The sequence below is a fragment of the Acidithiobacillus ferridurans genome, assembly GCF_003966655.1.
GTDB classification, from domain to species: Bacteria; Pseudomonadota; Gammaproteobacteria; order Acidithiobacillales; family Acidithiobacillaceae; genus Acidithiobacillus; species Acidithiobacillus ferridurans.
Genome location: NZ_AP018795.1, coordinates 684300 through 709084 on the forward strand (window position 1 = coordinate 684300; position 24785 = coordinate 709084).

Annotated in this window: 25 protein-coding genes, 2 tRNA genes and 1 pseudogene; 16 read left to right on the forward strand and 12 right to left on the reverse strand. The window is 59.8% G+C overall.

Translation table 11 applies throughout. The features are described 5' to 3' along the window. Positions 1–130: 130 nt before the first annotated feature. From ftsX to ftsY, 3 genes are read right to left on the reverse strand one after another with little or no spacing between them, the layout of a single operon-like run. Positions 131–1036, reverse strand: a complete 906-nt coding sequence (ftsX, locus tag AFERRID_RS03520; RefSeq protein WP_113525985.1) for a permease-like cell division protein FtsX — start codon at positions 1034–1036, stop codon at positions 131–133. Beyond that, the gene (gene ftsE / locus AFERRID_RS03525; protein WP_009568266.1) at positions 1033–1704 is read right to left on the reverse strand and encodes a cell division ATP-binding protein FtsE; all 672 of its coding nucleotides are present in this window, start codon (positions 1702–1704) and stop codon (positions 1033–1035) included. The genes ftsX and ftsE overlap by 4 nt, the downstream gene beginning before the upstream one ends. Further along, positions 1701–2732, reverse strand: coding sequence for a signal recognition particle-docking protein FtsY (gene ftsY, locus AFERRID_RS03530; RefSeq protein ID WP_126604360.1), 1032 nt, complete (start codon positions 2730–2732; stop codon positions 1701–1703). Before ftsY ends, ftsE begins: the two co-directional genes overlap by 4 nt. A 122-nt stretch (positions 2733–2854) precedes the next feature. On the opposite strand from ftsY, the gene rsmD reads away from it, so the two are divergent. From rsmD to AFERRID_RS03545, 3 genes are read left to right on the forward strand one after another with little or no spacing between them, the layout of a single operon-like run. Continuing rightward, positions 2855–3424: a 16S rRNA (guanine(966)-N(2))-methyltransferase RsmD gene (gene rsmD / locus AFERRID_RS03535; protein ID WP_126604361.1), complete on the forward strand. Its 570-nt coding sequence runs from the start codon at positions 2855–2857 to the stop codon at positions 3422–3424. Further along, positions 3417–3941 carry a pantetheine-phosphate adenylyltransferase gene (gene coaD / locus AFERRID_RS03540; RefSeq protein ID WP_113525982.1) on the forward strand — a complete coding sequence of 175 codons (525 nt, stop codon included), beginning with the start codon at positions 3417–3419 and terminating at the stop codon, positions 3939–3941. The genes rsmD and coaD overlap by 8 nt, the downstream gene beginning before the upstream one ends. Before the next feature lie 28 nt (positions 3942–3969). Further along, positions 3970–4221, forward strand: coding sequence for a YfhL family 4Fe-4S dicluster ferredoxin (locus AFERRID_RS03545; RefSeq protein WP_126604362.1), 252 nt, complete (start codon positions 3970–3972; stop codon positions 4219–4221). Here AFERRID_RS03545 and AFERRID_RS03550 read toward each other — a convergent pair. From AFERRID_RS03550 to hemA, 5 genes are read right to left on the reverse strand one after another with little or no spacing between them, the layout of a single operon-like run. Next, entirely contained in the window at positions 4205–6184 is a 1980-nt protein-coding gene (locus AFERRID_RS03550) for a dynamin family protein (RefSeq protein WP_126604363.1), read from the reverse strand. The two genes, AFERRID_RS03545 and AFERRID_RS03550, sit on opposite strands and share 17 nt — an antisense overlap. A 16-nt stretch (positions 6185–6200) precedes the next feature. Beyond that, on the reverse strand, positions 6201–7013 hold the full coding sequence (gene mutM, locus AFERRID_RS03555; RefSeq protein ID WP_126604364.1) for a bifunctional DNA-formamidopyrimidine glycosylase/DNA-(apurinic or apyrimidinic site) lyase: 813 nt from the start codon (positions 7011–7013) through the stop codon (positions 6201–6203). Positions 7014–7015: 2 nt separating this feature from the next. After that, positions 7016–7882, reverse strand: coding sequence for a peptide chain release factor N(5)-glutamine methyltransferase (gene prmC, locus AFERRID_RS03560; protein ID WP_126604365.1), 867 nt, complete (start codon positions 7880–7882; stop codon positions 7016–7018). Beyond that, positions 7872–8969: a peptide chain release factor 1 gene (gene prfA / locus AFERRID_RS03565; protein WP_113525977.1), complete on the reverse strand. Its 1098-nt coding sequence runs from the start codon at positions 8967–8969 to the stop codon at positions 7872–7874. The genes prmC and prfA overlap by 11 nt, the downstream gene beginning before the upstream one ends. Further along, positions 8966–10297: a glutamyl-tRNA reductase gene (gene hemA / locus AFERRID_RS03570; RefSeq protein ID WP_113525976.1), complete on the reverse strand. Its 1332-nt coding sequence runs from the start codon at positions 10295–10297 to the stop codon at positions 8966–8968. Before hemA ends, prfA begins: the two co-directional genes overlap by 4 nt. Positions 10298–10351: 54 nt before the next feature. Here hemA and AFERRID_RS03575 point away from each other — a divergent pair, with 54 nt between their 5' ends. From AFERRID_RS03575 to AFERRID_RS03600, 6 genes are all read left to right on the forward strand, one after another. Continuing rightward, positions 10352–12013 carry a tetratricopeptide repeat protein gene (locus AFERRID_RS03575; RefSeq protein WP_126604366.1) on the forward strand — a complete coding sequence of 554 codons (1662 nt, stop codon included), beginning with the start codon at positions 10352–10354 and terminating at the stop codon, positions 12011–12013. A gap of 14 nt (positions 12014–12027) precedes the next feature. Further along, positions 12028–12666 (forward strand): lipoprotein insertase outer membrane protein LolB, encoded by a 639-nt coding sequence (gene lolB / locus AFERRID_RS03580; protein ID WP_225981841.1) that lies wholly within the window; start codon positions 12028–12030, stop codon positions 12664–12666. Beyond that, the gene (gene ispE, locus AFERRID_RS03585) at positions 12663–13508 is read left to right on the forward strand and encodes a 4-(cytidine 5'-diphospho)-2-C-methyl-D-erythritol kinase (protein ID WP_126604368.1); all 846 of its coding nucleotides are present in this window, start codon (positions 12663–12665) and stop codon (positions 13506–13508) included. The genes lolB and ispE overlap by 4 nt, the downstream gene beginning before the upstream one ends. Before the next feature lie 4 nt (positions 13509–13512). Next, positions 13513–13587, forward strand: a tRNA-Gln gene (locus tag AFERRID_RS03590). Positions 13588–13635: 48 nt separating this feature from the next. Beyond that, entirely contained in the window at positions 13636–14583 is a 948-nt protein-coding gene (locus tag AFERRID_RS03595; protein WP_113525973.1) for a ribose-phosphate pyrophosphokinase, read from the forward strand. 62 nt (positions 14584–14645) lie between these two features. Further along, positions 14646–14721: transfer RNA gene (locus tag AFERRID_RS03600), tRNA-His, on the forward strand. Positions 14722–15132: 411 nt separating this feature from the next. On the opposite strand, the gene AFERRID_RS03605 is transcribed toward AFERRID_RS03600, so the two are convergent. Further along, positions 15133–16296 (reverse strand): outer membrane beta-barrel protein, encoded by a 1164-nt coding sequence (locus AFERRID_RS03605; protein WP_113525972.1) that lies wholly within the window; start codon positions 16294–16296, stop codon positions 15133–15135. A gap of 806 nt (positions 16297–17102) precedes the next feature. Between AFERRID_RS03605 and AFERRID_RS03610 the strand changes: the two genes are divergently transcribed. Next, positions 17103–17297: a hypothetical protein gene (locus tag AFERRID_RS03610; protein ID WP_126604369.1), complete on the forward strand. Its 195-nt coding sequence runs from the start codon at positions 17103–17105 to the stop codon at positions 17295–17297. Positions 17298–17441: 144 nt separating this feature from the next. Here AFERRID_RS03610 and AFERRID_RS03615 read toward each other — a convergent pair. After that, positions 17442–17585 (reverse strand): annotated as a pseudogene (locus AFERRID_RS03615) (type II toxin-antitoxin system RelB/DinJ family antitoxin); the annotation flags it as partial. Between the two features lie 129 nt (positions 17586–17714). On the opposite strand from AFERRID_RS03615, the gene AFERRID_RS03620 reads away from it, so the two are divergent. Beyond that, a complete protein-coding gene (locus tag AFERRID_RS03620; RefSeq protein WP_226832946.1) occupies positions 17715–18374 on the forward strand; it encodes a trimeric intracellular cation channel family protein in 660 nt (219 codons plus the stop codon). Between the two features lie 139 nt (positions 18375–18513). On the opposite strand, the gene AFERRID_RS03625 is transcribed toward AFERRID_RS03620, so the two are convergent. Further along, positions 18514–19002 carry a type II toxin-antitoxin system YhaV family toxin gene (locus AFERRID_RS03625; protein WP_225981842.1) on the reverse strand — a complete coding sequence of 163 codons (489 nt, stop codon included), beginning with the start codon at positions 19000–19002 and terminating at the stop codon, positions 18514–18516. Between the two features lie 20 nt (positions 19003–19022). Continuing rightward, complete coding sequence (locus AFERRID_RS03630) at positions 19023–19352, reverse strand: type II toxin-antitoxin system PrlF family antitoxin (RefSeq protein ID WP_113525968.1); 330 nt, start codon at positions 19350–19352, stop codon at positions 19023–19025. Between the two features lie 582 nt (positions 19353–19934). Between AFERRID_RS03630 and AFERRID_RS03635 the strand changes: the two genes are divergently transcribed. The 5 genes from AFERRID_RS03635 (at position 19935) to AFERRID_RS03660 (ending at position 24785) form a co-directional block, all read left to right on the forward strand. Next, positions 19935–20576 carry a hypothetical protein gene (locus AFERRID_RS03635; RefSeq protein ID WP_192796469.1) on the forward strand — a complete coding sequence of 214 codons (642 nt, stop codon included), beginning with the start codon at positions 19935–19937 and terminating at the stop codon, positions 20574–20576. 243 nt (positions 20577–20819) lie between these two features. Then, complete coding sequence (locus tag AFERRID_RS15270; protein WP_181710098.1) at positions 20820–21014, forward strand: hypothetical protein; 195 nt, start codon at positions 20820–20822, stop codon at positions 21012–21014. Between the two features lie 1306 nt (positions 21015–22320). After that, complete coding sequence (locus AFERRID_RS03650) at positions 22321–22539, forward strand: hypothetical protein (RefSeq protein WP_113525967.1); 219 nt, start codon at positions 22321–22323, stop codon at positions 22537–22539. A 51-nt stretch (positions 22540–22590) separates the two neighbouring features. After that, on the forward strand, positions 22591–23628 hold the full coding sequence (locus AFERRID_RS03655) for a hypothetical protein (protein ID WP_113525966.1): 1038 nt from the start codon (positions 22591–22593) through the stop codon (positions 23626–23628). Next, positions 23625–24785 carry a polysaccharide biosynthesis/export family protein gene (locus AFERRID_RS03660; protein ID WP_126604371.1) on the forward strand — a complete coding sequence of 387 codons (1161 nt, stop codon included), beginning with the start codon at positions 23625–23627 and terminating at the stop codon, positions 24783–24785. The genes AFERRID_RS03655 and AFERRID_RS03660 overlap by 4 nt, the downstream gene beginning before the upstream one ends.

Consider the following 24785-nt stretch of genomic DNA (forward strand, 5'->3'; position numbering starts at 1 on the left):
ACCGTCCTGCGTACTTGGACTCCGAACACGGCCGCACGTTCCGTCTGGTGGATTCTGATTCACGACACATCACCCGGCATATGGAGCCACCGGCGCGCTGTTTCAAGGACGGGCCGCAAAAAATCCGCCCTCAGGAAAAAGTATGGTCGAGGTGCCGCCCGACTGCAAGGCGGGATCCCAGCCAGCCGAGAAGCGCACTGGCCGCAATGAGAACAAGGCCCTGCCCGGAACTCAGGCCCAGCAAATGAAAGCGGGTACCGTAGAGTTCCGCCAGCCGTTCCACAGGCCCCTGCAAGGCCCATACCGTGATGGCGACTATCATCCAGGCCAGCAGCCCGGCCACTGCCCCCTGAAACAGGCCCTGGTAAAGAAAAGGGCGGCGGATGAAGGCGCGAGTGGCCCCCACCAGACTCTCCACATCGATTTCGTCGCGCCGCTGGGCGATGTGCAGACGAATGGTGTTTCCCATGACCAGAATAACGCCCACCGCGAGCAATCCGGTGAGAATCCAGACCGCGCGCTGACCCAGCGAAAGTATCGCCTGCAGACGGGCCACCCAGCCCAGGTCTGACTGTGCGCTGGCCACCCCCGGCTGCCGGCCCCAATAGGCCACCAATGTCTGCAGTGACGACGGGCTCTGGGCCAAAGGGTTCAGCTCGACCACGAAAGAGGCCGGCAGGGGATTTTCGCCCAGGGTCTGGATGGCCGCCGTCATGCCGGCGGTGTGCTCGAACTCCGTCAAGGCGGCGGCTTTACCCACATAACGCACGCTCACCACCCCGGTGCCACGTTCGAGCAGGGTCTGGAGGTTCTGAATCTGGGCGGCGGAGGCTTCCTGGTGCAGAAAGAGAGAGATCTGCGCCTGATCCTGCCAATGTCCCAGCAGTTGCTGGAGATTGTTGAGGGCCGCGAAAAGACCCACCGGAAGCGCCAGAACAATAGCCAGCGCGAACACGGTCATGAAGGTGGCCACAGGCTGTCTGATCAGCGTGTTCAGCGCATTTTTTGCGGCTTCCAGGCGAACATGAAGATTCACGCGTTGTCCTCCCCAGGCGTGTGCAGATGGCCCTGTTCCAGGTGAAATACCGGCAGGCCGAGGCGGTTGACTTGCGATTGGTCATGGGTCGCCACCAGCACTGTCGTTCCGTGGTGATGGAAGTCGCGGAAGAGGTCCAGGATCTCCGTGCTCAGAGATTGGTCCAGATTTCCCGTCGGTTCGTCGGCCAGTAGAATTTCCGGGGTATGGACGATGGCGCGGGCGATACCCACCCGTTGCTGCTCGCCCCCGGACAGGATCGCTGGAAAATCCTGTGCGCGATTCCCCAACCCCACCTTCTCCAGCGCCGCCCGTACCCGGCTTTGCACTTGCCGGCCGCTGAGACCTCCGACCTGCAGGGTCAACGCCACATTGCTGAACACATCGCGATCCATCAGCAGCTTATGGTCCTGAAAGACCACGCCGATCCGCCGCCGGTAGGCGGGAATATGGCGGCGCCTGAGGGTGGAGACATCGATACCGTTGACCATCAACGTCCCGTGACTGACATCTTCCAGGCGCAGAAGCAACTTGAGGAGTGTACTTTTGCCAGCACCGGAAGGTCCAGTCAGCAGGGCCATCTCCCCTTTACGCAAACGCAGATTCACCTCGCGGAGGACATGATGTCGTCCCGGATAATGCTTGGTGACGTTGATGAACTCGATCATGACTTCGACTCCGCAAATAAGGCATCGACAAAAGATTCGGGGTCAAAGGGGCGTAAGTCTTCGACCTGCTCACCGACACCAATGTAGCGAATAGGGATGGGCAGGGCCTTGGCGATGGCCGCCACCACACCCCCCTTGGCGGTGCCATCTAGCTTGGTGATGCAAATACCTGTCAGCCCCACCGCATCATGAAACTGACGCGCCTGATTGAGGGCGTTCTGCCCGGTCCCGGCGTCCAGCACCAGCCAGATCTGCTGCGGCGCCTCCGGGTCCTGTTTGCCGAGAACCCGCCTGATCTTCTTCAGCTCTTCCATGAGATGGCCCTGGGTATGGAGGCGCCCGGCGGTATCGGCGATGAGCAGGTCGTTGCCACGCGCGCGGGTCGTGGTCAGCGCATCGAAAATCACGGAGGCGCTGTCAGCGCCCGTACCCTGCGCCACCACCGGCACCTGCGCGCGCCTCCCCCAGCCCTGCAACTGCTCGACGGCAGCGGCGCGGAAGGTGTCGCCAGCAGCAAGCACTACCGTGAAACCTTCCGCTTTCCAGCGTGCCGCCAGTTTACCGATGGTGGTCGTTTTGCCCGCGCCGTTGATACCGACCATGAGCAACACCTGAGAATGCCCCTTCTCGGGCGACCAGGGTTGTGCGCGGGGACGCAGGATATCCAGAAGCGACTCGCGCAGTGCCGCCTGGAGCGCGGCGGGGTCCGTGAGCTCCTTGCGACGCACCCGTTCCGTGACGCTGTCCATGACTTCCCGGGTTGCGGCGCTGCCGAGATCCGCCTGTAGCAGTAGGGCTTCCAGATCTTCCAGCAGATCCGCATCGATCACCTTTTTACCAAGTACCAGACGCCCTACACCCCCGGCCAGTTGTTCCCGGCTGCGGGCCAGACCTTGCCGAAGACGGGAGAAAAGTCCCTTGGGGGCGTCTTCCGGGATAGTCGCCACAGTGGCAGGGGGCAATGCCTCTTCGGCGAACGTTTCCCCCGCAGGGAGGCTTTTGTTACGCTTGAACCAGTCGAACACCATTGGGTTAAGCAGACCTCAGACGCCATGAACCTTTACATTATCCACCGAAGGGCGGAATCGAACAATGCGCGGGGTGCCCGCACACCCCTCGCGGGACGATCCCCGCTGCCGGGCCGCTGCGCATGAGCATCTCCATCATCGCGGGGCGTCATCGCGGGCGACGCCTGCTGACTCCAACCGGCCGTACCCTGCGCCCCACGCCTGGCGCGGTACGAGAGAGGCTGTTCAATTGGCTGGAGGGGCAGGTGGCCGGGGCGCGGGTGCTGGATCTTTTTGCCGGTAGCGGGGCGCTGGGACTGGAGGCCTGGTCACGCGGCGCCCAGGAAGTCGTTTTTGTCGAACAGGACCCTGGTCATCGCCGGCTCCTGGCCCGGAATCTGGCCGCCTGCGGCGTAGCGGCACAGCAGTTGGCGGGAACGGACGCGCTGGGGTACCTGCAACAGTGTACCAGACCCTTCGATATCCTTTTCGCGGACCCGCCTTTCGATCAGGGCTGGCCAGCCCGGATGGCTCATCTGCTGTGGCAGGACCGGACACTTGCTGCGGGAGGCTGGCTCTACCTGGAAACCTCCGCTGCGGAGCAATGGGACGACGCCCTGATCCCTCGCCACTGGCAAGCCCACCGGCGGGGCCACTGCGGTACCGCACACTATGTTCTCTACCGGACCTTGCCGGAGCACCCCCATGACTAAGCCCAATACAGAGCGCCGGATCATTTATCCCGGCACCTTCGACCCCATCACCAATGGCCATGAGGATCTGGTGCGGCGAGCCGCGGCACTGTTCGACGAGGTCGTCGTCGCGGTAGCCGCCCAAACGGCAAAGACTACCATTTTCCCTCTCGCCGAACGGGTCGCGCTCGCCGAGGCGACTTTAGGCGCGATTCCGGGGGTGCGGGTACGCCCCTTTCCCGGACTGCTGATTCATCTGCTTCAGGAAGAAAGGGCCCATCTCATCCTGCGCGGATTGCGCGCCATATCGGATTTCGAGCATGAATTTCAACTGGCGTCCATCAACCGGCGTATGGATGCGCGGATCGAGACGCTCTTCCTGATGACCTCCGATCAGCATACGTTTCTCTCATCCAGCCTCGTGCGGGAAATCAGCCGCCTGGGGGGGGACGTAGGTGCCTTTGTCCAGCCCCTGGTGGCTGCGGCCCTGAAGCGGCATTTTCGTATCGGCATGGACCCCGGTGCCGTAGAAACGTAGAATACCGGGCCACCCTGAGGAGAACACGATGTCCCTGCTCATTAACGATCAGTGTATCAATTGCGATGTCTGCGAGCCGGAATGCCCCAACAACGCCATCAGCATGGGCACGCGGATCTATGTCATCGATCCCGACCTTTGCACCGAGTGTGTCGGTCACTACGACACTCCGCAATGCAAAGAGGTCTGCCCCGTGGACTGCATTGTCAGCGACCCTGACCATGCGGAATCGCCGGAGGCCCTGCAACAGAAATTTCTGCGGCTTATCGGGCAGTGCTGAACGGCTCCCGCAACAAGCGGAGCAACGGCGCCGCGTGACGGTCAAGACGGGCCGCCTGTTCCTCCGCGGCTTGCAGGTTCTGCCGTAACTGCTGAATGCGGGTGTCAATATTGCCCATCGTCTGGACAATACTTTGCAACGCCGTGAGTTCTTCTTCGGCGTTATCGTGATAAACCTGTAACTGCTGGTTCAAGACTGCCATGATCTCATCCACCCAAACCTCTGCCTCTCGCCTGGTTTCCACGACAAAATCCCGGGTCCGCCCGGCTACGGTGAGGAATGCCTTGCGCACCACCGCACTCTGGGTATTCACGGCGATCTCCAGCATCATCCCGAATCGCTCATAATTTTCCGCCATGTCGATGAGCTCCGCCCGCCGCGGCATGATGGCATAGGGCACTGCCCTCAGTGCGGGGAGACGATAGTGCTTCTGCAGCGCCTGATACTCCCCGGCCACCAGTTCCGATACCTGCTGCGCACCCTGCAGCGCAGTATCGAAGTGGGCTATGGCCTCCGCGAAGAAACGTCTGAAGCGTTCGACGATACCGGCCGTCGTCCAGGCGGAAAGCATTTCCGCTTTGGCGTTGCTGATCACGAAATCAAAGGATGCGGGCGCCAGGGGGGCCAACAGAAGCTCTTCAACCGCCTGCCGGAAAACCGCCTTTTTCCCTTCGAAGGCCTGCCGGTCAGCCTCAAAACTCCCTAGCAACCGACGATGTTGCTCCACCAGTTCAGGCACCTTCTCTGCAGTCCGGTCCTTGAGGCTGCGCATGCTCTCCATCTGCACCGTGATTCTGTTCATTTGCTCACGCAGCAGCCTCTTCTGGTCCATGACGACACGCTCTACCAGCGCCCGGCATTTAGCCTGAATGGCCGCCTGCCGTGCGGGCAGCAGCACTTCGGCGATGGAACGCTCCAGGGCAGCCATCCCACTGCGTTCCAGCAGTTTCCGGTCCCGGCGGATCCGGGCAACGAGCCCCTTCTGGCCGGAAACCGGGATCACCTGTTCACGGAGCACATGCAGTCGTTCCGCCGTTTTGTCCACCTGCTGTTCAATTTCCGCCACCACCCCGGACCAGTCACGCAATTCGTCCCAGAGGGTATCGATCTTGTTGAGCAGCACGATTTGCTTCTGGTGCGCATTGCGTATCAGATACTGTTCCCAGATGGTCAGGTCGCTCTGGGTGACGCCGGTGTCCGCGCCCAGCACAAAAATGATGGCGTCAGCGTCGGCAAGCATGCCAAAAGTCAGTTCAGGCTCTGCCCCGATGGCGTTGAGGCCGGGAGTGTCCAGCACCGTGAGGCCGGCGTCCAGCATGGGATGCGCCAGATACAGCAGGGCATGACGCCAGCGCGGAATCAGCACCTTACCGAGTCCACAGGATGGACAAACGGTGCGTTCGCGGTCCTTGGGCGTACGATTGAGCGGCGGGCACAGCCCGATGCGACGGGCATCCTCTACCGTCACACAAACCGTTTCCGTAAGATGCAACAGCGTCTGGTTGAGTTCGCTTTTCTCTTCCAGCGGCAGCGGCAGGCGCGTCCACGCGCTCCCCGCCCTCTTGAGTTTTTCGATACTGACATCCAGACTACGGCTGGCAATGGGTAGCAGTTGCAACCCCGGTCGCCCCTGTGGCGCACCACGGATCTCCACCGGACACATGGTGGTCTGGCCGGAACCGGAGGGCAGCAGCCGCGTCCCCATATCCGAGAAAAAGAGCGCGTTGATCAGCTCGGTCTTGCCGCGGGAAAACTCGCCGACAAAGGCGATACGCAAGCTGTCCTGCTCCGTTTCATAAGCCAGCGTTTCCATCTGCAGCATGGCCCCGCTGGGTAACAGGCCCAGATCAGCCATCATCGCGGCCATCCCATGCAGGCCGCTAATGACGTCCTGCCGCCAGCCGTTCAACGCGCGCAGCCCCTGCAGAATGGGGGACAATTCCAACAAACCCGATTCACTCATGCCTACTCCCGACCCATCAGCGCTGACATCGAGAACAATAGATCGTCGCCCGGCCACCGATGCGGACGCTCTGTAACGGCGCACCGCAATGTGTACAAGGCTCCCCCTCTCGTCCATACACCGCCAGAGATAGTCGAAAATATCCATTCCCGCCATCCGGTCGGGTAAAATCACGCAAGGTCGTTCCACCCTGGGCAATGGCGGCCTCCAGGACGGCGCGCACCGACTGCACCAGTTTCATGTAACGCGGCAGGGCGATCCGTCCCGCAGGACGGCGTGGATCGATACCCGCCGCAAACAGCGATTCGTTGGCGTAAATATTACCGACGCCCACAACGATATGGGCATCCATGAGGAAGGATTTGACCGGTATCTGCCGATTTCGGCCCCGCTGGTAAAGGTACTCCGCGCCGAAAGCATCGCCCAGGGGTTCCGGCCCGAGATGCTGCAGGAGGGGATGGCGGTCGGCATCGGCAAGCCAGAGTACGGCTCCAAACCGGCGCGGGTCATGAAAGCGCAGACAGAGATCGTCCGCAAACAGCAAATCGACATGATCGTGCTTCTGCACCGGGGCGCTTTGGGGGAGGATGCGCAGGTGTCCGCTCATTCCCAGATGGATCAGGATCGTTCCCCGTTCCAGATCGAGCAGCAAGTACTTGCCCCGCCGCCGCAGGTTCAGCAGACGCTGCCCGCTCACCCGCGCCGCAAGGTCGTCATTCACGGGCAGTCGCAGGCGGCCGTCCCGCACCACGGCCCCCTCCAGGCGCCGCCCCCGCAGATGGGGAGCGATACCCAGGCGGGTGACTTCGACCTCGGGCAACTCGGGCATGACTAGATCCTCGTTCCGCTGCTCACACGTTCGCGCCCGGCCAGATCACAGTGGGTCCGCACGGCGCAGAAACCGGCGTTGCCGAGCAGGCGACGCACCGCGGCGCCCTGATCCGGGCCATGCTCCAGCAGGAGCATGCCGCTGGTCGAGAGCCGTTCATATGCGCCGGCAATGATGCGTTCCAGGCACTCCAGGCCACGGGGGCCGGCCACCAGGGCGTCCCGGGGCTCATGGTGCAAATCGGGAAGATGAGGGTCGTCATCAGCCAGATAAGGGGGGTTGGCTACTATCTGGTCAAAACGCAGGGCATCATCCAGTGGCGCATACCAGTCGCCTTCCAGCCAATGTACCCGCGGCGCCAGAAGCGCACCGTTGGCGCGCGCCACCCGTAATGCCGCCGGGCTGTGCTCCACGGCCCAGACTTCCGTCTGCGGCCGCGCCAGGGCGATGGCCAGGGCAATGGCCCCGGAGCCGGTGCCAAGGTCGAGCACACGCCCCGCGCCCTCCTCCGCCAGTCCCTCCAGAGCCAGGGTCACCAACGTCTCGGTATCCGGGCGGGGGATCAGCACCTCCGGGCTAACGCGCAGGTCCAGCCCGTAAAAAGACCACTCACCCAGACAATAGGCCAGAGGGACTCCAGCGAGGCGCCGGGCGAGCAGTGCGGCAATCTGTTCTCCCTGGTCCGCAGGAATGGGCAGCAAGGCATTGCGGAGCAGGGCTGTCGTATCCAGTCCCAGGGCAGCAGCCAGCAACCAGCGCGCTTCCTGCTCCGGCTGATCGCTGACTACCCGCAGTCGTTCGCGCAGATGATGCTGCCAGTCGCGCAGGCTGCGTGACAGAGGGTGTGCCACGCCTGAATCAGAGGTCATCACCCATATGCTGCAGGAGATCGGCTTGATATTCCTTGATCAGCGGTTCAATCACGGCATCGAGATCACCCTCCAGCACCGCTTCCAGCCGGTACAGCGTGAGATTGATGCGGTGATCGGTGATCCGCCCCTGGGGGAAATTGTAGGTGCGGATGCGTTCGGAGCGATCTCCGGAACCCACCAGCAGACGTCGGGTCTGCGCCGCCGCACTCTGCTGCTTCTCCTGCTCCTGTTCCAGCAGACGGGCCTGCAGCAGCGCCATGGCCCGCGCCCGGTTCTTGTGCTGGGAGCGGTCTTCCTGGCAGGCCACCACCAGACCGGAGGGGATATGGGTGATGCGGATGGCGGAGTCGGTTTTATTGATGTGCTGCCCCCCCGCGCCACTGGCACGGTAGGTATCAATGCGCAGGTCGGCGGGATTGATGGTGATCTCGCTCACCGTATCCACCTCGGGCAGTACCGCCACCGTACAGGCGGAGGTATGGATGCGGCCCTGCGTCTCGGTCTCGGGCACCCGTTGCACCCGATGTCCGCCCGATTCGAATTTCAGGCAGGAGTAAGCACCACGTCCACTGATTTCCAGCACGACCTCCTTGTAGCCGCCCCGTTCCGATTCGGAGGCGGAAAGGATGACCACCGCAAAGCCCTTACTCTCGGCATAACGGGTATACATCCGGGCCAACACTCCCGCGAAGAGCGCGGCCTCCTCACCACCGGTCCCTGCCCGCACCTCCAAAAAGACACTACGATCATCATTGGGGTCTTTGGGCAATAGGCGTACCCGCAGGGCTGCTTCGATCTGGTCGAGCTCTGCCTCGGCCGCCGCAACCTCTTCGATGGCCAGCGCACGCAGTTCCGCATCCTGTTCTTCCATCAGCATACGCCCGCCCTCGTCCCGATCCCTCTGCCGCTGCTGATACCGGCGGAGCAGTTCCAGGACCGGGCCGATCTCGCCCAGCTCTTTGGAGAGGCTCTGAAAACGCTGGGTATCGTCAGCCGCACCAGGACTCGCCAGCAACTGACTCAATTCATCAAAACGAAAGGCCAACTGCTCAAGCTGGCTCTGCAACCGCGGACTGAGACTCATCCTTCGGCGTCGCTGAGACGAAAGAGAATATCCAGTGCCGCGACCAGACTTTCGTTGGTCGCGTCCTGACAAGGCTGGCGAAGGGTCGCGATGGGATCGTGAAGTACTTTATTCATCAAGGCCTTGGAGAAGGCCTCCAGAACCGCACGAGGGTCCTGCCCCTGATCCAGGTAATGGCTAAAACGCCGTAGCTCCTCCTGGCGCCGTCCCTCCACATGATCACGCAGACGACGGATGGCGGGCACCACGTCCAGACTCTCCCGCCATTGCTGAAACTCGCCGACCTCATCGGCAATGATCAGCTCCGCCGCCGACGCCGCCTCGCGGCGGGCGCGCACGCCCGCCTGGGCGATATCGTTCAGATCGTCCAGCGTATAGAGAAAACACTGCGCAACACCTTCCACCTCCGGGGCGATATCCCGGGGTACGGCAAGATCCACCAGCATCAGATCACCCCGCGCCCGCTGTGCCATGACTGCAGAGATCGTTTCCCGCGTCACTATGGGCAGCAGGCTCGCGGTGCAACTGACCACCACGTCGGCATCGTGCAACAGATGGGGGATAGCCTCCAGCGCATGGGAGTCGCCGGTAAATTTTTCGGCGAGTTGCTGACCGCGTTCCGCACTGCGGTTGGCTACGGCGAATCTCTCCACCCCATGCTCACGCAGATGGGTCGCCACCAGTTCGATGGTATCCCCGGCGCCGATCAGCAGCACCGATTTGCCTTCGAGGCTGCCCAGCAACTGCTTGGCCAAACATACGGCCGCATAGGCGACACTGACCGGGGCCGAACCAATGGCGGTCTCCGAGCGCACCCGCTTTGCCACACGGAAGGCCCAGTGCAGCAGGCGATTCAATACCGGCCCGGCGGCACCACTATCCGCCGCCGCCTGATAGGCATCCTTGACCTGACCGAGAATCTGCGGTTCTCCGATGATCATGGAATCCAGCCCGCAGGACACCCGAAACAGATGGCGCACGGCTTCCGCATCGCTCGAATGGTAGATATGCCCATCCAGCAATCGCGGGTCCACGCCGTGAAAATGGCAGAGCCAGTCCTGCAGGGCCTGACGATGGTAGCCAGCACCGCCGTGAACATAGATTTCCGTGCGGTTGCAGGTGGATATGATCAGCGACTCGGCAGCCAAGCCCTGCTCCGCCAGGTCGTGATAGGCTGCAGCAAGCCTCTCCGGCGAAAAAGCGACTTTTTCCCGGACCGCGATGGGGGCAGTATGGTGACTCAGTCCGAAGCAGAAAATGGTGGTGACCGTCCCTGCGGAGCGACGATTAGGGGGCTGGATTGTCGCCGATGCCGGACAGGATTGCAAGCCGGAGCCCCAACGGGTATTGTGCCCGCTGGCAAAAACGTGGAGAACGAGCGGATGAGGAGCAGGCTTGGGGGCATCGTGGCGGGTATTGCACTGTGCCTTACCGCCGGAGGTGCGGCCGCCGATTCCGCTTCGGATGGCATGACCGGGAAGCAGCTCTACTATCTGCTGGTGGCCGAGTTCGCCACTGCACGGCAGGAACCGCAACTGGCCATCCCCGCCTGGCAGGAAGCCGCCAAGCTGGCACCAGAACCCAATGTTCTCGGGCGGGCAACGCAGGCTATCGCCCGGTTTGGCGATTTTCAGGATGCGCTGCAACTCGCCAGACGCTGGCGGCAGGCCGCCCCGGGGAGCGCCGAAGCGGATCAGTTTGAAGCCGCGTTGCTGCTTACCACAGGCCAGGACGAGCAGGCCTTGCAATTGCTGCAGGCCACGCTGGCCCGCTTCCCCGACGATCCGAAGGTCACCCTGCAGCTCGCCGAGTTATTGGTGACCCACGGGCGCAGCGGTGAGGCGCGGCGGTTATTGAGCGCACTGGCCGATAAAGACCCGAAATCCGCAGCCGCCTATTACGCGCTCGGGCGCATCGATCTCCTTGAAAAACGACCGGAACATGCCATCTCCTGGCTGGAAAAGGCCCTCGGCATCCGCCCTGACTGGCAGGAAGCCGCCATCAGCCTCGCCGAAGCCCTGCAGGCCGTTCAAGGTCCGGCAGCCGCCTTGCGCAGCATTCAAAGCTTTACCGCCAGCCATCCCGAGGCTACCCTCGCTCGCCAATATCTGGCGGCGCTCTATCTCCAGATGGGCGGCCTGACCCAAGCCTATCGCCTCTATCAGGACATGGCGCGGCAGAACCCTGATGACCCCGACATCCTCCTTTCTCTCGGACTCATGGACATCGACCGGAAGGACTGGAAGAGAGCGGAAAGCGTTTTGCTGCGCACCCGGGATCTGGCGCCCCAGTCTCCCGTCCCGGTCTACTATCTGGGCCGCCTCTACGAGGCGCAGGACCGATGGGCAGAGGCGCTGCAGTGGTACCAACGCATCCATTCGGGTCCCCTCTACCCTGAAGTCGAACTGCGCAGCGCGCGGGTGGAATACCTGCTGGGTCATCACGACAAGGCTACCGACAAACTGCGGGCACTGGCGGCCGCGCATCCGCAGGATGCGCAGATTCCGCTGCTGGAAGCGGGCCTGCTACAGGACAGCGGTCACCTTCCACAGGCCCTGCAGGTAATCAGCAGCGCCTTGCAACGCATGCCGGAGCAGCCCAGCCTCTGGTACGCCCAGGGTGCCATCTATGAGCAACTGAAGGATTATCCGGCCATGGAAAAAGCCATGCGTATGGTTATCCACCTCGCGCCGAACCATGCACAAGCCTACAATTTCATTGGCTATAGCTTGGTGGAGCGGCACAGCGACCTGGCCGAAGCACAAAAATTGCTCACCAAGGCATTGAGTCTGAACCCTGACAATCCCGAGATTCTGGACAGCGTCGGCTGGCTCTATCATGCGCAGGGTGACAACGACCGAGCTCTGGGATATCTGCAGAGGGCCCATGCGGCACTGCCGGATGAGGCCGATATCAGCGCACACCTCGGACAAGTCCTCTGGTCGCTGGGACACCATGCGGAGGCACGGCAGGTCTGGCAGCACGCGCTGCAAAAACACCCGGATGATGCTGCCCTCAGAAGGGCGCTCAACCGCCAGCCATGAGGATTCCCCACGCCATGCGACCCACCCGGCTTCGGTTCCGGAGAACCGTTCGCACACTGGCCGCACTCCTGCTTACCGGCGTGCTGTCCGCCTGTGCGACCACCCCTCCCGTTTCGCCATCCCCCGGGGTCATCCTGCCGACGGCCGAGAGAAACCAGGTCGTCGCCAGCCTGAAACAGTGGCAAGCCAGCGGCCAGGCAGCGCTCAGCACCCCCAAAAGCAGTGAAGACTTCGGATTCGACTGGAAGCAGTCCCCCCGGCGCCAGGAGTTCTCCGTTTACGACCCCCTCGGCCGCACGGTCGCCCGCATTACCGTCGATCCCCGAGGCGCGCACCTGCAACTGGCCAACGGTGATGTCCGACAGGCGGATACTCTGGAGGCGCTCCTTGCGCTGGTCCTCCATGTTGATCTACCGGCGAATGAATTGCCGGACTGGATACTTGGCCTGCGCCGCGGTGCGGCGACGGAGCGGCAGAATGCCGCAGGTCTGCCCGAAGTCCTGCGCAGCGGCCCCTGGCGGATCCAATATCTCCAATATGCGCCGGTAGGCGGCCTCACCATGCCCAAGCTGCTCCAGGCCACGGGGCCGGAGGGCATCACCCTGCGCCTGGCCATCACCCAATGGCGCATGGGGAATCCCGGCACTCCATGAGCGAAAGTTATCCCGCCCCCGCCAAGCTGAACCTGATGCTGCGCGTTATCGACCAGCGCAGCGATGGCTATCACGAACTGCAAACGGTGTTCCAGTTTATCGACCTGGCCGACCGGCTATGGTTCAGCTCGCGCCCTGCCGGACAATTTTCCCGCAGTGGTGGACCTACAGGCGTGGCAGAAGCCGATGACCTCAGTATCCGCGCCGCGCAATGCCTGGCCAAGGTCGGTGCCGTCCGCGAGGGGGTCCACATTCGTATGGAAAAAATTCTGCCCATGGGGGGTGGCATCGGGGGTGGTTCCTCGGATGCCGCCACCACCCTCATCATGCTCAACCGACTGTGGCGTACCGGTCTGAGTCGCGCGGAACTCATGGAGATCGGCACCAGCCTTGGCGCCGACGTTCCGGTGTTCCTATTCGGGCGCAGCGCCTGGGCGGAGGGAGTGGGCGAACGCCTACAGGCACTCGATGCCCTCCAGGAAAGCCACTATGTGCTGTTGCATCCGCAGATATCGGTTAGTACCCGGGAGATATTCACTGCTCCTGAATTGACACGGCACCATGTGCCCATCACAATAAGCGCGTTTCTCGGCGGGGCGACGGAAAACACTCTGGAATCCGTGGTGTGTGCTCGCTATCCCGAAGTCCATCGCAGCATACGCTGGTTAAGAGACCATGGCGTGCGCGATGTTCGGCTGACGGGTAGCGGGGCCTGCGTTTTCGGGGTGGTGGCAGATGCCGTTGCCGCACAGCAGGTTGCCGCGCTGGCGCCCCCGCCCTGGCGGGCATGGGCGGTACGCGGATGTAACCAGCACCCACTTTACGATCCCGCCGAGCAATGATTATTGGGGCGTAGCCAAGCGGTAAGGCACCGGATTTTGATTCCGGCATTCCCAGGTTCGATCCCTGGCGCCCCAGCCAAATTATCCTCGGACTGTTTTGCCACCTGCGAAGAGAGAACGACATCACATGGCCCACGGCAATCTCATGGTCTTCAGCGGGAACGCCAATCCCGTACTGGCCGCCCAGGTAGCGCGCTTCCTGCAAATTCCTATCGGCCGCGCCGAAGTCAGCGCCTTCAGCGACGGCGAAGTCTTTGTTGAGATACTGGAAAACGTGCGCGGGCGAGATGTTTTCGTGCTCCAGCCTACCTGCACGCCGACCAACGATCATCTCATGGAATTGCTGACCATGATCGACGCACTGAAACGCGCTTCGGCCAATCGCATCACCGCCGCCATGCCGTATTTCGGCTATGCCCGTCAGGATCGCAAGTCACGCTCACGTACAGCCATCACCGCTAAACTGGTCGCCGATCTCATTACCAGCGCTGGTGCCAACCGGGTCCTCACCATGGATCTACATGCTGACCAGATTCAAGGCTTCTTCGATGTGCCGGTGGATAATATTTACGCCTCACCCATTCTCCTCGGCGACATCTGGCGCCAGAGCTATCCGGAGCTGATTGTGGTTTCCCCGGACGTAGGCGGCGTCGTCCGCGCCCGCGCCATTGCCAAGCGCCTTGAAGTGGATCTCGCCATTATCGACAAACGCCGACCGCGCCCCAACGAATCGGTCGTCATGAATATCATTGGAGACGTGGACGGCCGCACCTGTGTTCTCGTGGACGACATGGTCGATACCGCCAACACCCTCTGCGAAGCGGCCCATGCCCTCAAGGCGCGGGGCGCCGTCAAGGTCTGCGCCTACTGTACTCACCCCGTACTGTCCGGCCCCGCCATGGAGCGCATCGAGCGATCCGATCTGGACGAACTGGTCGTCACCGACACCATACCGCTCAGGCCGGATGCCCGGGCCAGCGCCAAGATCCGCGTACTGTCCGTTGCCGAGCTGCTGGCCGAAACCATCCGCCGGATTGCGGAAGAGGACTCGGTCAGTTCGCTGTTCATGGATTGATCGCCGTTTCACCGGCCTTGCGGACGGGCGTCGGCCATTGTATGATCTGCCCTCTGTCAATGGTGGCTGTAGCTCAGTCGGTAGAGTCCCGGATTGTGATTCCGGTTGTCGTGGGTTCGAGCCCCATCAGCCACCCCATATTTTCAAGCAGTCAGGCACGTTGTGGCATAGTTCTCAGTGGGGGCCGCGCCATTTCTGTGCCGCCCTTGCAGGGCGCTCGCGTTCCGATGGTCTGGATGATAGCCATACCATGAAATGGTACATGGCGCACGATGCCGCCGCCCACCTCTCTTTTCTTGTGGGGTTTTTTGGGCCGGCGAATTCAAATAACAACCACCCTCCCTCTGCACCCAGGAAACCTGAAGCCTAAAAGACCTCGTAGGGTGTCTGGTATCACAGACACTTTCAAGACGGCAATTCAGTCGACCAGAGCTGGGCGGCGAACTGGTCCTGCACCTGATGCAGGTTTTGCGTTCCAATGCTGAGCGCGATCAAACCAAAGCTGACGCCACTATTCCGGGTTCAGTTACTTATATTGCTCGCCTTCGATCAAAACCAAAACCCGGTTTCCAGAATATCTCTGAACTGATCAGGCCTATTACCAGTGCTGAAACCAGAGGAATAGTTGGTGAGGTGAACATAAGAGAGTTCATCTCGTATAAAATACCAGTTATCTACATAAGTTGGTGTGATCATCACTCCGAAAGCGCTAGATCCCGCACCATAACCAAAATAGCCGCCCGTCGCCGCCGCAGCCTCACCAGTTGAAGTTGCGTGTTCATAGTCGACACCGGCTGCAATAGACCAGTTCTTGGTGAGATAATAGTCTGCGTGGATCATGGCGCTGATGTCGTTGGAACTTTGAGTCGTACCAAAAGCCCGATTGATTGGAGTGTACATGTACTGTAATTCCGGAGTTATGGTAAAAAGCGAACCGCTATAGGTGTAGTAAAAACCATAAACATTACTATTGTCATATACCAGTGAGCTATCTACATAACCATTTTTAGAGAAGCGTAACGAGTTCACATCATTGATCGTGCCGGTATGCCCTGTATTTCCATCGGCGTAGATGGAAACCGAGTTTTCCGGGTTGATCGTATAGGTCAGCAAGCCCGATATAACGTTATAACGATTGGAAAAATATCCGTCATTCCAAGAAACCGATGCCGATACTGGCCCATAGGAATAGTTGATCTGGATGCCGCGACTAAATGACGGTTGAATAGTCCACGGAAATCCTCCCTCGATATTCATGCGGTTATAATCAAGTGTTCCAGTATAACCAATCAGAGTGGGAAGCTGCCCGATGCTAACAGAAAAATTACTCAATGGCGCAATAGTAAGATAGGCAGACGGGAGCGCGGTAAAGTCTTGTAAGGCAGTGCTTGCAGAATGGAAGGGTTGCCCAAGGTTTGGAAAATCATAGACACCGGCAGTCAGATAAAACTGTATAAGGCCGGTAGGCTTACTGATGGATATCAAACCGTTGGTTATCCCGGCACCAAAATTTTTACCGTTGAGGCCTGTGCCGGCAGGGTTGGTCTGTGCAAAGACCATAGCAGAGGCAACACCCTGGACGTCAAGTTTTCCTAGGGGACCGGCATTAAATTTTAGTGGTGGTGGAATGGAGAAACCATCTGCATATGCTAACCCGGAAAGTCCGGATAGCAAGCCAAATACAAAAGCAATAGATTTTGGCTTTTTTGACATGTTAAAGCTCCTACATTTAATTTTAGAAAAAATGTAACTTTTTGACTAAACAGAAAAATCACCAACAGGAAGTCCGGATATCACGTCATCGGTAAGTATTCATGGTGCGCCGATGACCGGCATCTATTCGGCTGGTCCTGGTTTTTCAGCTTCATGAACAGCGTCAGACTTTGTATGGACGCCTTTAAAAACCTTCCAATTTCGGATGAATCTGCTGAAAATATAGCCAGTTGAACATTGTGGTGTATACCAGATGACACCACGAAATAGCACAATCACAATAGGCCCTGTTTGCATCTGATTTGCACCCGCAGAAACCGGATCAGGGCACCTCGAATAACAAAAATTGTTCAGTTTGAGATAGAGGTGCCCCCCCACCCTCGCCTTTCTCAGGCGATTTTTACAAAGTATCCCTACTTTATCTGCGTATTTCCAGTATTTTTTTAGCCCTTTTCGTGGGCTTTGGACAGATTGATCCCCACCTGGCTACCGATTGCTGGATCAATCAGGCAAACCGCCGCATGTTAGACCAAATACTGTTTAGCCAGTTGGATTTCTGTGAGACTATAGCCGGGTTACCCATGATGGAGGCAGCGCTATGGCGAGGACAAAGCGCAATGATCAGCGGGTGTGCGTTTGGCGGATTACCTGACCGTAGGCTATCTGGCCATGGTGCTCTATGCCAGAGTTGTTCCGCCTCGGTAGCGTCCTGAAGCTGCCCCGAGAGGAGGGCTGGCCGATGGGTCCTGCCTCAGCACCTCTATGCCAGTGCCCAAGACCGGAAGAAGGGACGCGATGGTGCCCGGGTGCGTGTCATCGAATACACCCTGGACGGGATCCCCGATGCGGAACCCCGCTATCGCCTGGTCACCAACTGGATGAACCCGACCGAAGCGGCGGCCCAAACCGGGCAGGCCGCTGAAAATTTGTCTTTCTCGCATACCATTCGCGTACTACTATCGCCGGCTACCCGCCGCTGGCTCTATTCCCCCTCGGAGTAGGTCAGCATGGATATACAGCGTCCTGGCTGAGATTGCCTCATGACGGGCGGTAACCAGTCGCGGGCAGCGTAATCCGCGTGGCGTCAGAAGAAAGATGCGTTCGTATCCGATTCGAGATCGGGGCGATTTGCTGCATCAGCCCTGTCGGTGTTCGTCAGCGATGCGCAGCATCAGCAGGCGAATGGCGTCGGAAACCGACAGCCCCATTGATTCAAGCGCGCTGGCGGCCCGCTCCTTGGTATTGGTGTCAATGCGGGCGCGGACGTAGGTGTCGGTGGTGGTGCTCATGGTAGTTCTCCAGGAAGGTTCAGACACCCGTCTTGTAGTCACAATGAGACTACGCAACAAGGACGCATTTTGGCTTATCCCCCTTCTCACGCAGTTACCTAACCGTATAGTATCCCCGGCGCTAATCTTTTGGCGCAAAAACCTAAACAAACGACGGAGGCCGTGCAGTTGAGTCATACCACCACAACTTTCTTCCTGGACCTGATCAACCTGTTAGGGATATTCGCATTTGCCATCAGCGGGGCAATGCGCGGGGTGCGCAGTCAAATGGACATTTTTGGTATTGTCGTATTGGGCGTTGTTACTGCGGTTTCAGGGGGCATTTTACGGGACCTGCTCATCGGTGCCACCCCTCCAGAAGCCATCGCCAACTGGCATATCATGGCCCTGGCGGTTCTCGTAGGTGTCGGTGTATTTTTCTTTCATCACCTTTTTGATCACCTGCGCCACCCAGTGCTACTTTTCGATGCTGCCGGCCTTGGTGTTTTTGCTGCCACGGGAGCACAAAAGGCTTTGACTTTTGGCTTATCTCCGGTCATGGCAGCAGTTTTGGGGATGATCAGCGGCATTGGCGGCGGCATGGTGCGCGACATTTTAACAGCCCAGATTCCTGTGGTTCTGCGCGCAGAAATCTATGCGTCGGCGGCCTTGTTAGGAGCAGCGATTACTCTGGTTGGCGATTTTCTGCATTTACCCTCCATCGAAAGTACCCTGGCTGGCGCATCACTGACCTTTATTCTGCGCATGATGGCCTTGTATCGACACTGGAGTTTACCCAGACCTCGCTAACGCCTTGAAGTGTGAACATCAACCTTATTCCAGATATAGAACTTCTGGCCCTCGGCCATTTCAAGTGGGTAGCCTGAGATCCCGCTTACCCAGGCCCAGGAGCTCAAGATGGGGTACGAGTAGACGCACGCTGCGCCAATCACTGCGCTGCTGCCGCCCTGGCCAATGATTCCTGCATCCGCTGCGATTCTTTCTGCGCCTCAGCCAGGAGCTGATCCCAGTCATCCGGCGGATGCCCGCTTTCCAGCATCTTGCGGAACACCCGGTAGGCGTCGTCGCTGCGCTCAAAGGCACGTTTGCTGTCTTCGTCATTCACCCAGGCGTAGACGATCACCTTGCTCGGGGCATGGTAGCGGAAGAATAGTCGGTACTGCTGGAAGAACTTGGCCCGAAACCAGTGCTTGTGATCGTCACCGAGCGTCCCGCCCTGGCGATACTCCGGTCGCGTCGGATCTTGCGGGATGACATCGAACGCCAGTTTGGTGATCGCGGCCAGCCGTTTGCTGGCGTTCTTTTTTACGTACCCGGCCGGGTCCTTCTGCTTCAGAGTCTCGACCTGCCGCGCCAGCGCTTCAATCTGCGCCAGGAACAGTGGATGGGCGAAGACCGTCCAGCCATGAATGACCAAGGGCTCAGGCTTCCCTGCACTTATTCATCGTCTGCCGACAGGGCGGCATCGAGATCGACATCGACGCCGCCGACCAGCGACTGGAGGCGTTGGACGAGGCCGGCATCCACAGCTTGCAGCCGCTCAGGATGGCGAGTGATATCGGCGGCCAGGAAGCCGAGAAACTGACCGAGCACAGGGTCGTCACCGTCGGATGCTTGGACGCGCGTCAGCACCACCTCTCCGCTGGGGCGAATGGTGTAGTGGATCTTGTCGCGCTTGCCCAGCTTGAGGGCACGACGCACGGTTTCCGGCACCGTGGTCTGGTAGCGATCGGTGAGAGTGGATTCGACTTCGAGGGTCGCGGCCATGGCAGTCTCCTGCGGATTTGGGTTGACGCTTGGATGGTAATGCAGTCGCATTGTCTTGTCAATGCGGTTGCATTACCTCCAGCGGAGCTTGGCTTGAATGGGCGTAAATGGGTGTGGTGTTGGTCGAGGCGTCGGACGCGGGTTTGATTCCCGTTTTGGGAATTGAACTGGCCCCGGAAAGCAGACGAGGTTGAGCAGCCTTTCCGGTCACCAATCAGGGTGAAAATCGCGCTTGATCGTCCACGGCCGATGGCCTTACCGGCAGGCTTGTCGATGGAGTTCGCAATGGTTCGCGCAGCCCGCAGCGCTTCGATTCCGTCCTTTCAATAGTCGTTTGATGCGGGGTACCACCCCACCGCCAAATTCACATCCAGCAGCTTCCTGAAATATACATAACCACAAGAAAATGCGGGGTTTTTCTATATGCAGCTTCCCGTGAATTCCAAGAAAAACCGTTGGCAGCCAACCGCAAGTGATGGTAACTTTGAACCTGAATCCGTGGGCCAACCCCACAAAATCCGTTTCAACAATTTGATTATTATGGGATAATATGGCCATTCGCCGTTCACCTGATGGGTGCGTATGGAACCGGTGCAATTTATCCTTCGTCAGGGCCATGAAACCCTGACTCCACTGGCGGGTTTGGTCTTGGCCGGTAAGGCCATCGCCCGGTTTTCCCGGTTGCGGCAGATCATTGATCCCCATTTTCCCGTCCGCAGCGGCATCCCCAACAGCGATGTGCTCATTGCCTACTGGGGACTGCTGTGTCTGGGCAAGTTCGATTTCGACGCCATTGAGCGCTTTTCGGGAAGACCGGTTCTTTGGCGAAGCCCTGGGCTTACGGGCTATCCCGTCGAGTCCCACCCTGCGCCAGAGACTGGATGCCAAGGCCGAGGCGTTCTGCCCGTATTGGATGAATCCCTGCTGCAACTAGTGAAGCAGTCCAAGGTGCCCGTCACTCCCCAGTCCTGTGGCGGGGTGGCTTTGGACATGGACGTCTTCACTCTGGACAACTCGGATACCCGCAAGGAGGGCATTGGCTGGACCTATGCCGGCTTGTGGGTTATGCCCCCATTGCGGCGTATCTGGGACAGGATGGCTGGTGCATCGGCATGGAACTGCGCGAAGGCACCCAACACAGCGCCGAGGCGATGGATGCCACCCTGGATCGCGTCCTGCCCCCGGGCCCTGCAGTTGACGCAGGCCCCTTGCTGGTGCGCCTGATGCCGGATTCCATGGCAAGGACATCGCCCAGGCCATCGCCCGGTACGACGCCACGTGCCGGTAGACCTCCGGTGCGCCCGTTGCCTTTCTGGTGAAATGGAACCGCCGGGGCCAGGATCTGGAGGCCATCGCACAGCGCCACCGTGCGGAACCGGAGGCGGTCTGGGGATCACCCCGCCCTGGCAAACGCGTGACTGTCTGGGAGGAAGGCGCCGCCGGGTAAAAACCGTCATCCAGGAAATCATGACCCTGGCGGCTCACTGCGTGCGCCATGCCCGCCGCCAGATCCTGTCCTTTCCGGTGCATACCCTGGCCTTTGCTCCTTTCCAACGCCTCTATGCGGTCTGGTCGGCACCCTGCCATCCGGTATGGTTTCCTCACTCCCGCCTTTTCCGGACGCCGCCACTGATAGGAGGCGGACGGCTGCCCTCCCGCTGAAAAACCACCTCAAAATACCCACAAAAACCATCACCAAAGGAGCCCGCACCCTCTTTATCCATCCGCCGGAATGACCTAGCCCTTGGCCTCACGGCCCACTCAGGCCATTTGCTGGCCGCCCGGTTACCAGATCACGGATTCAGGTCCAGGGCATCCTATACCAGCGGTTTGTCGACTGAAAGGGCAGTACATAGTGATCGTGCTCGACGTCAATTATCTTGAACGTGTTCGAGACCCCGAATTCGGCACTTTGAAATGGCGCCATTACGCCGACCATCGGTGGCACCATATTGCCAGCTGGTGACAATTCCAAACTTCAAGCACGAATTGGGCTATACAAAACATTGGCCTGGAAGCCATGGAAGGCTAGTTTACCCTGCTCTCCGGGGGAGCCCGGCCTTCGGCATCCAGCGGCTGGGGCCTCCGCTTACCTTCAAACAGCGTCCCGGCCTGCTCCTGGATGGCTCATTTCCACTGTGCCACCTGAGTCGGGTACACCCCGTGATCTTGGGCTATCTCGTGCGGTCAGGAATGTCTACCGCATGCTCCAGGCGCAGAAACGTTGGAAGCTCCGTCGATCCAGGAATTGAAATCCGGCCTGTTCGTTGGACAATCCATGTAGTCGCTTGCCCACTAGGACCCGCACCATGAACTCGCTGGGGTCAGGCTGACGGCCACCATTTCCTTGCAGGGGAGGGGGCGCAATCTGATCGACCGCATCCGTCAGCCGTTGGATAACCACGACACTGCACGATCTTCCGCAGCGAATCCCCGAACTCCTCGACCTTTCGAGCCCGCAGCTCACCGGCAAAAGATCGTTCTGGATGGCTGTCCTGAGCGCAATCATCCCCGCCCAATCTCCTGTCACTCGAGACCATCCTATTTTACCCGATCAGACCACATCGGCGGAGTTATTCGAGGTGCCCTGCAAAAAGACGTAGCCGTTTTCCCCCAGGCTGGGTATAGAACTCGCAAGCAAAGGCCATCTAACCGAATCTGGGACCTTACCAGATAGTATGGGTATTGCCATCTGTTGCGCTTTGGCGACAAACCGGGGCGGTAGGACGGCATGGGTTCTTTCCATATATGGGAGAAACTGCATAGGTAACCTATGGAAAAATTTTATGGCCTTTCGCTGATATGGCGGATTGGCATGATCCATGCATAAAAATCGCCTGCCTGATGGTGCGTCCGACTACGCGTCTAGAGTAGATCCCGACCGCCCGGCAGAGCCTGAAGCCATTGTGCGAGAAGACTCTCTTGCAGGCGACAGCCACAATACGGAACAGAGGAGATGTCGATAGCCATGGAAACCCGTATGACCTACTGGCGCTCGCTTTTGCGGTGCACACCCAACATGCGGTTGGTTCCAAGCCACACCAACGAGTTGCGCATGGCGCTGCGGGATGCGCTGGGCGAAATAGAGAACCTGCGCGGCCAAGTGGAGCGCGAGAGGCAACGCTATGCCCAACTGGAGGCCAACAGCCGGCCGCTATCCCCATTGAGATGGAGTGGCAGGTATTGATGTGGCTTTGTTCCGCAGATGAATCATAGAAACCGACATGGAGAATTTCCGATGAGTTCCTGGGCGTCCCGTCATAAGCTTTTGATCGGACTTGTGTTCGTACCGAACCTGCTCAATGCGGCCTACTGGGTTGCCCATCCGGATCAATACACCGTCACCACCAACCTGCTGGTGTACCGGAGAAGCTCCGGCACCAGCTTTTCCGGCGTCCTGCAAGGAAACGCCGGCGGGGCCGACAGCGGCGCGGGGCGGGTGCTGGCTTCCCTCCTGAAAGCGGGCAGTACCTGGCGGGCGGTGGATAGCAAACTGGATCTGGCGCGGATCTACCGGTGGGGGCCGTTGTACGGGTATTGCAGCGCCACCAATTTCTGGTCGTGCGGCGCGAAAGGCTTGCTATCTACCTATCGGGACCGGCTGCGTCCCCGCGTGAATCCCAAGAGCGGGGTGCTGTCCGTGCATTCCACCGCCTACACCGCCGCGAACAGCCTGGCCGTCCTGCAACAGGCGACTGCCGTTGCCGAACGGCGCCTTCTGCGCATGCACCAGCAAGAGTCCCTCGCGCAGTTGGCGCAGGCCCAGCGCCTGGTCCAAACCTTGACCGGCAGCCTCGAAACGGCGCAGGAAGCCAGCAATGCGTATCTACAAGCGCAAAAGAGCCTGTTTCCCAGCGCTGAGGACGCGGCCGCGCTTCACCTGATGAACACCCTGGAGACAGAATCAGCGCGGATCGACGCGCAACGCCAGGCGCTCACCAGCGGTGCCCCCCATAGCCCAATGATCGGAAATCTGGACGCCGAAGCCGCGGCGGTCCGCCAGCGTATAGAACGGCTACAGCGGCAAATGCCTCAGATGTCTGCGGTGTTCGGCCACTACACCCTTTTGCAGATGCGGGTCGACTCCTTACGGGAACAGCTGAAGCTGGCCAATGCCGCGTATGTGCAGGCCCAGATCGCGTCCGTTCGTCCCTGGTACACTCTTCATGTGCTAAGTCCCGCGCAAAAGCCGCTTGGCCCTTCCGGGCCGGACCGCAAGGCCTGGATATTCTGGGTTCTAGTCGGCACCCTGCTGCTTTGGAGCATCTTGCGATGAAGACGAAACTCCTCTACTTCCCGCTTCTCGCCGCCGTGCTCGGCGGATGCGCACAGTTCCCCTCCGGCGGCCCGGGAAGTACCACTTTGCTGCACCCTTCAGCGGGCGAGCGCATCCAGACCATAACCCCGGAAAAGGCCGCCGCTGAAGCCAAAAACCTGCGTAATCAGCAGCGGCAAGCCGTAGCCCAAGCAGTCGCTACCCTGCGGGAATACGCCGAAAGGCACCCATACTCCGGGACGCTGCTGGCAGGCGACGTTCTTCAAATTCGGCTCTGGTCCTATTCAGGCCTTAATCTCAGTTCCGCTAACGGAAGCGGATTGATCGCCACCAACCTGAGTCCGGTCACAGTGGACCCACAGGGCCGGATAGATCTGCCATATCTACCGTCTCTCCGGGTTGCGGGAGATACTCCCGCAATAGCCGCACAAGCCATAGCAAGGGCCTACGCCAAGCGACAGACCATGGAGGCACCCCAAGCCCAGGTGCGCGTCGCCCACCAAGCCCAGGGAGTCTGGATTTACGGCGCCGGAAACCGCCATTTCCTGCCGTGGACGCCGCACGGCTGGACGCTGGCACAGGCACTGTCTGGAGTCAGTGGTGGAAACAGCTCCGGATCCGGATGGGCCTCGAGCGCCATGCATCACAGTACCAGTGTCCATGTCGTGGCCCATGGACGGATGCTGGCCAGCCTTCCCATTGCTCAGGCACTCCGCAAGCACATTCCCCTGGTCCCAGGAGAGCGACTGGTGGAGATTAGCGGAGCACCGGTGCGAGTCAGCATTTTGGGATCGGGAATGCGCAAGCCGGACATATACGGTTTTGATGGAAACGTACCGGTCAGTGAGGTCCTGGCCAAGGCCGGCGGCCTGAACGGCAATACGGCCAACTATCGTTATGTTCTCCTTTACCATCCCGAAGCCAACGGCCGAATGGAGTTGGCCGTGTTCCATTGGGATAGTGGCGCCGGATTCCTGGCGTCACAGCGGTATCTGGTCAGGAACAACAGCGTGCTGTATGTCTCCAGCCAACCGATCGTCAAGCTGAACAGGGCACTAAACTTGCTCCTGAATATCGCTCTTCCTGCTCAGGTGTTCAAGGAGGTAGCCACCCAGCCGACGGGCGCCGTTGGTATTCCTGTTCAGACAGGGAATTAG

What these genes read in the sequence shown, in the direction of transcription:
- AFERRID_RS03595 (WP_113525973.1), top strand. Translation starts at nt 13,636, where the DNA reads ATGGCCCACGGCAATCTCATGGTCTTCAGCGGGAACGCCAATCCCGTA.
- prmC (WP_126604365.1), bottom strand. Translation starts at nt 7,882, where the DNA reads ATGACCTCTGATTCAGGCGTGGCACACCCTCTGTCACGCAGCCTGCGC.
- lolB (WP_225981841.1), top strand. Translation starts at nt 12,028, where the DNA reads ATGCGACCCACCCGGCTTCGGTTCCGGAGAACCGTTCGCACACTGGCC.
- coaD (WP_113525982.1), top strand. Translation starts at nt 3,417, where the DNA reads ATGACTAAGCCCAATACAGAGCGCCGGATCATTTATCCCGGCACCTTC.
- ispE (WP_126604368.1), top strand. Translation starts at nt 12,663, where the DNA reads ATGAGCGAAAGTTATCCCGCCCCCGCCAAGCTGAACCTGATGCTGCGC.
- rsmD (WP_126604361.1), top strand. Translation starts at nt 2,855, where the DNA reads ATGAGCATCTCCATCATCGCGGGGCGTCATCGCGGGCGACGCCTGCTG.
- AFERRID_RS03635 (WP_192796469.1), top strand. Translation starts at nt 19,935, where the DNA reads ATGGAACCGGTGCAATTTATCCTTCGTCAGGGCCATGAAACCCTGACT.
- AFERRID_RS03550 (WP_126604363.1), bottom strand. Translation starts at nt 6,184, where the DNA reads ATGAGTGAATCGGGTTTGTTGGAATTGTCCCCCATTCTGCAGGGGCTG.
- AFERRID_RS03575 (WP_126604366.1), top strand. Translation starts at nt 10,352, where the DNA reads ATGAGGAGCAGGCTTGGGGGCATCGTGGCGGGTATTGCACTGTGCCTT.
- AFERRID_RS15270 (WP_181710098.1), top strand. Translation starts at nt 20,820, where the DNA reads ATGACCCTGGCGGCTCACTGCGTGCGCCATGCCCGCCGCCAGATCCTG.
- AFERRID_RS03660 (WP_126604371.1), top strand. Translation starts at nt 23,625, where the DNA reads ATGAAGACGAAACTCCTCTACTTCCCGCTTCTCGCCGCCGTGCTCGGC.
- AFERRID_RS03630 (WP_113525968.1), bottom strand. Translation starts at nt 19,352, where the DNA reads ATGGCCGCGACCCTCGAAGTCGAATCCACTCTCACCGATCGCTACCAG.
- AFERRID_RS03655 (WP_113525966.1), top strand. Translation starts at nt 22,591, where the DNA reads ATGAGTTCCTGGGCGTCCCGTCATAAGCTTTTGATCGGACTTGTGTTC.
- mutM (WP_126604364.1), bottom strand. Translation starts at nt 7,013, where the DNA reads ATGCCCGAGTTGCCCGAGGTCGAAGTCACCCGCCTGGGTATCGCTCCC.
- ftsE (WP_009568266.1), bottom strand. Translation starts at nt 1,704, where the DNA reads ATGATCGAGTTCATCAACGTCACCAAGCATTATCCGGGACGACATCAT.
- ftsY (WP_126604360.1), bottom strand. Translation starts at nt 2,732, where the DNA reads ATGGTGTTCGACTGGTTCAAGCGTAACAAAAGCCTCCCTGCGGGGGAA.
- AFERRID_RS03545 (WP_126604362.1), top strand. Translation starts at nt 3,970, where the DNA reads ATGTCCCTGCTCATTAACGATCAGTGTATCAATTGCGATGTCTGCGAG.
- prfA (WP_113525977.1), bottom strand. Translation starts at nt 8,969, where the DNA reads ATGAGTCTCAGTCCGCGGTTGCAGAGCCAGCTTGAGCAGTTGGCCTTT.
- AFERRID_RS03650 (WP_113525967.1), top strand. Translation starts at nt 22,321, where the DNA reads ATGGAAACCCGTATGACCTACTGGCGCTCGCTTTTGCGGTGCACACCC.
- AFERRID_RS03605 (WP_113525972.1), bottom strand. Translation starts at nt 16,296, where the DNA reads ATGTCAAAAAAGCCAAAATCTATTGCTTTTGTATTTGGCTTGCTATCC.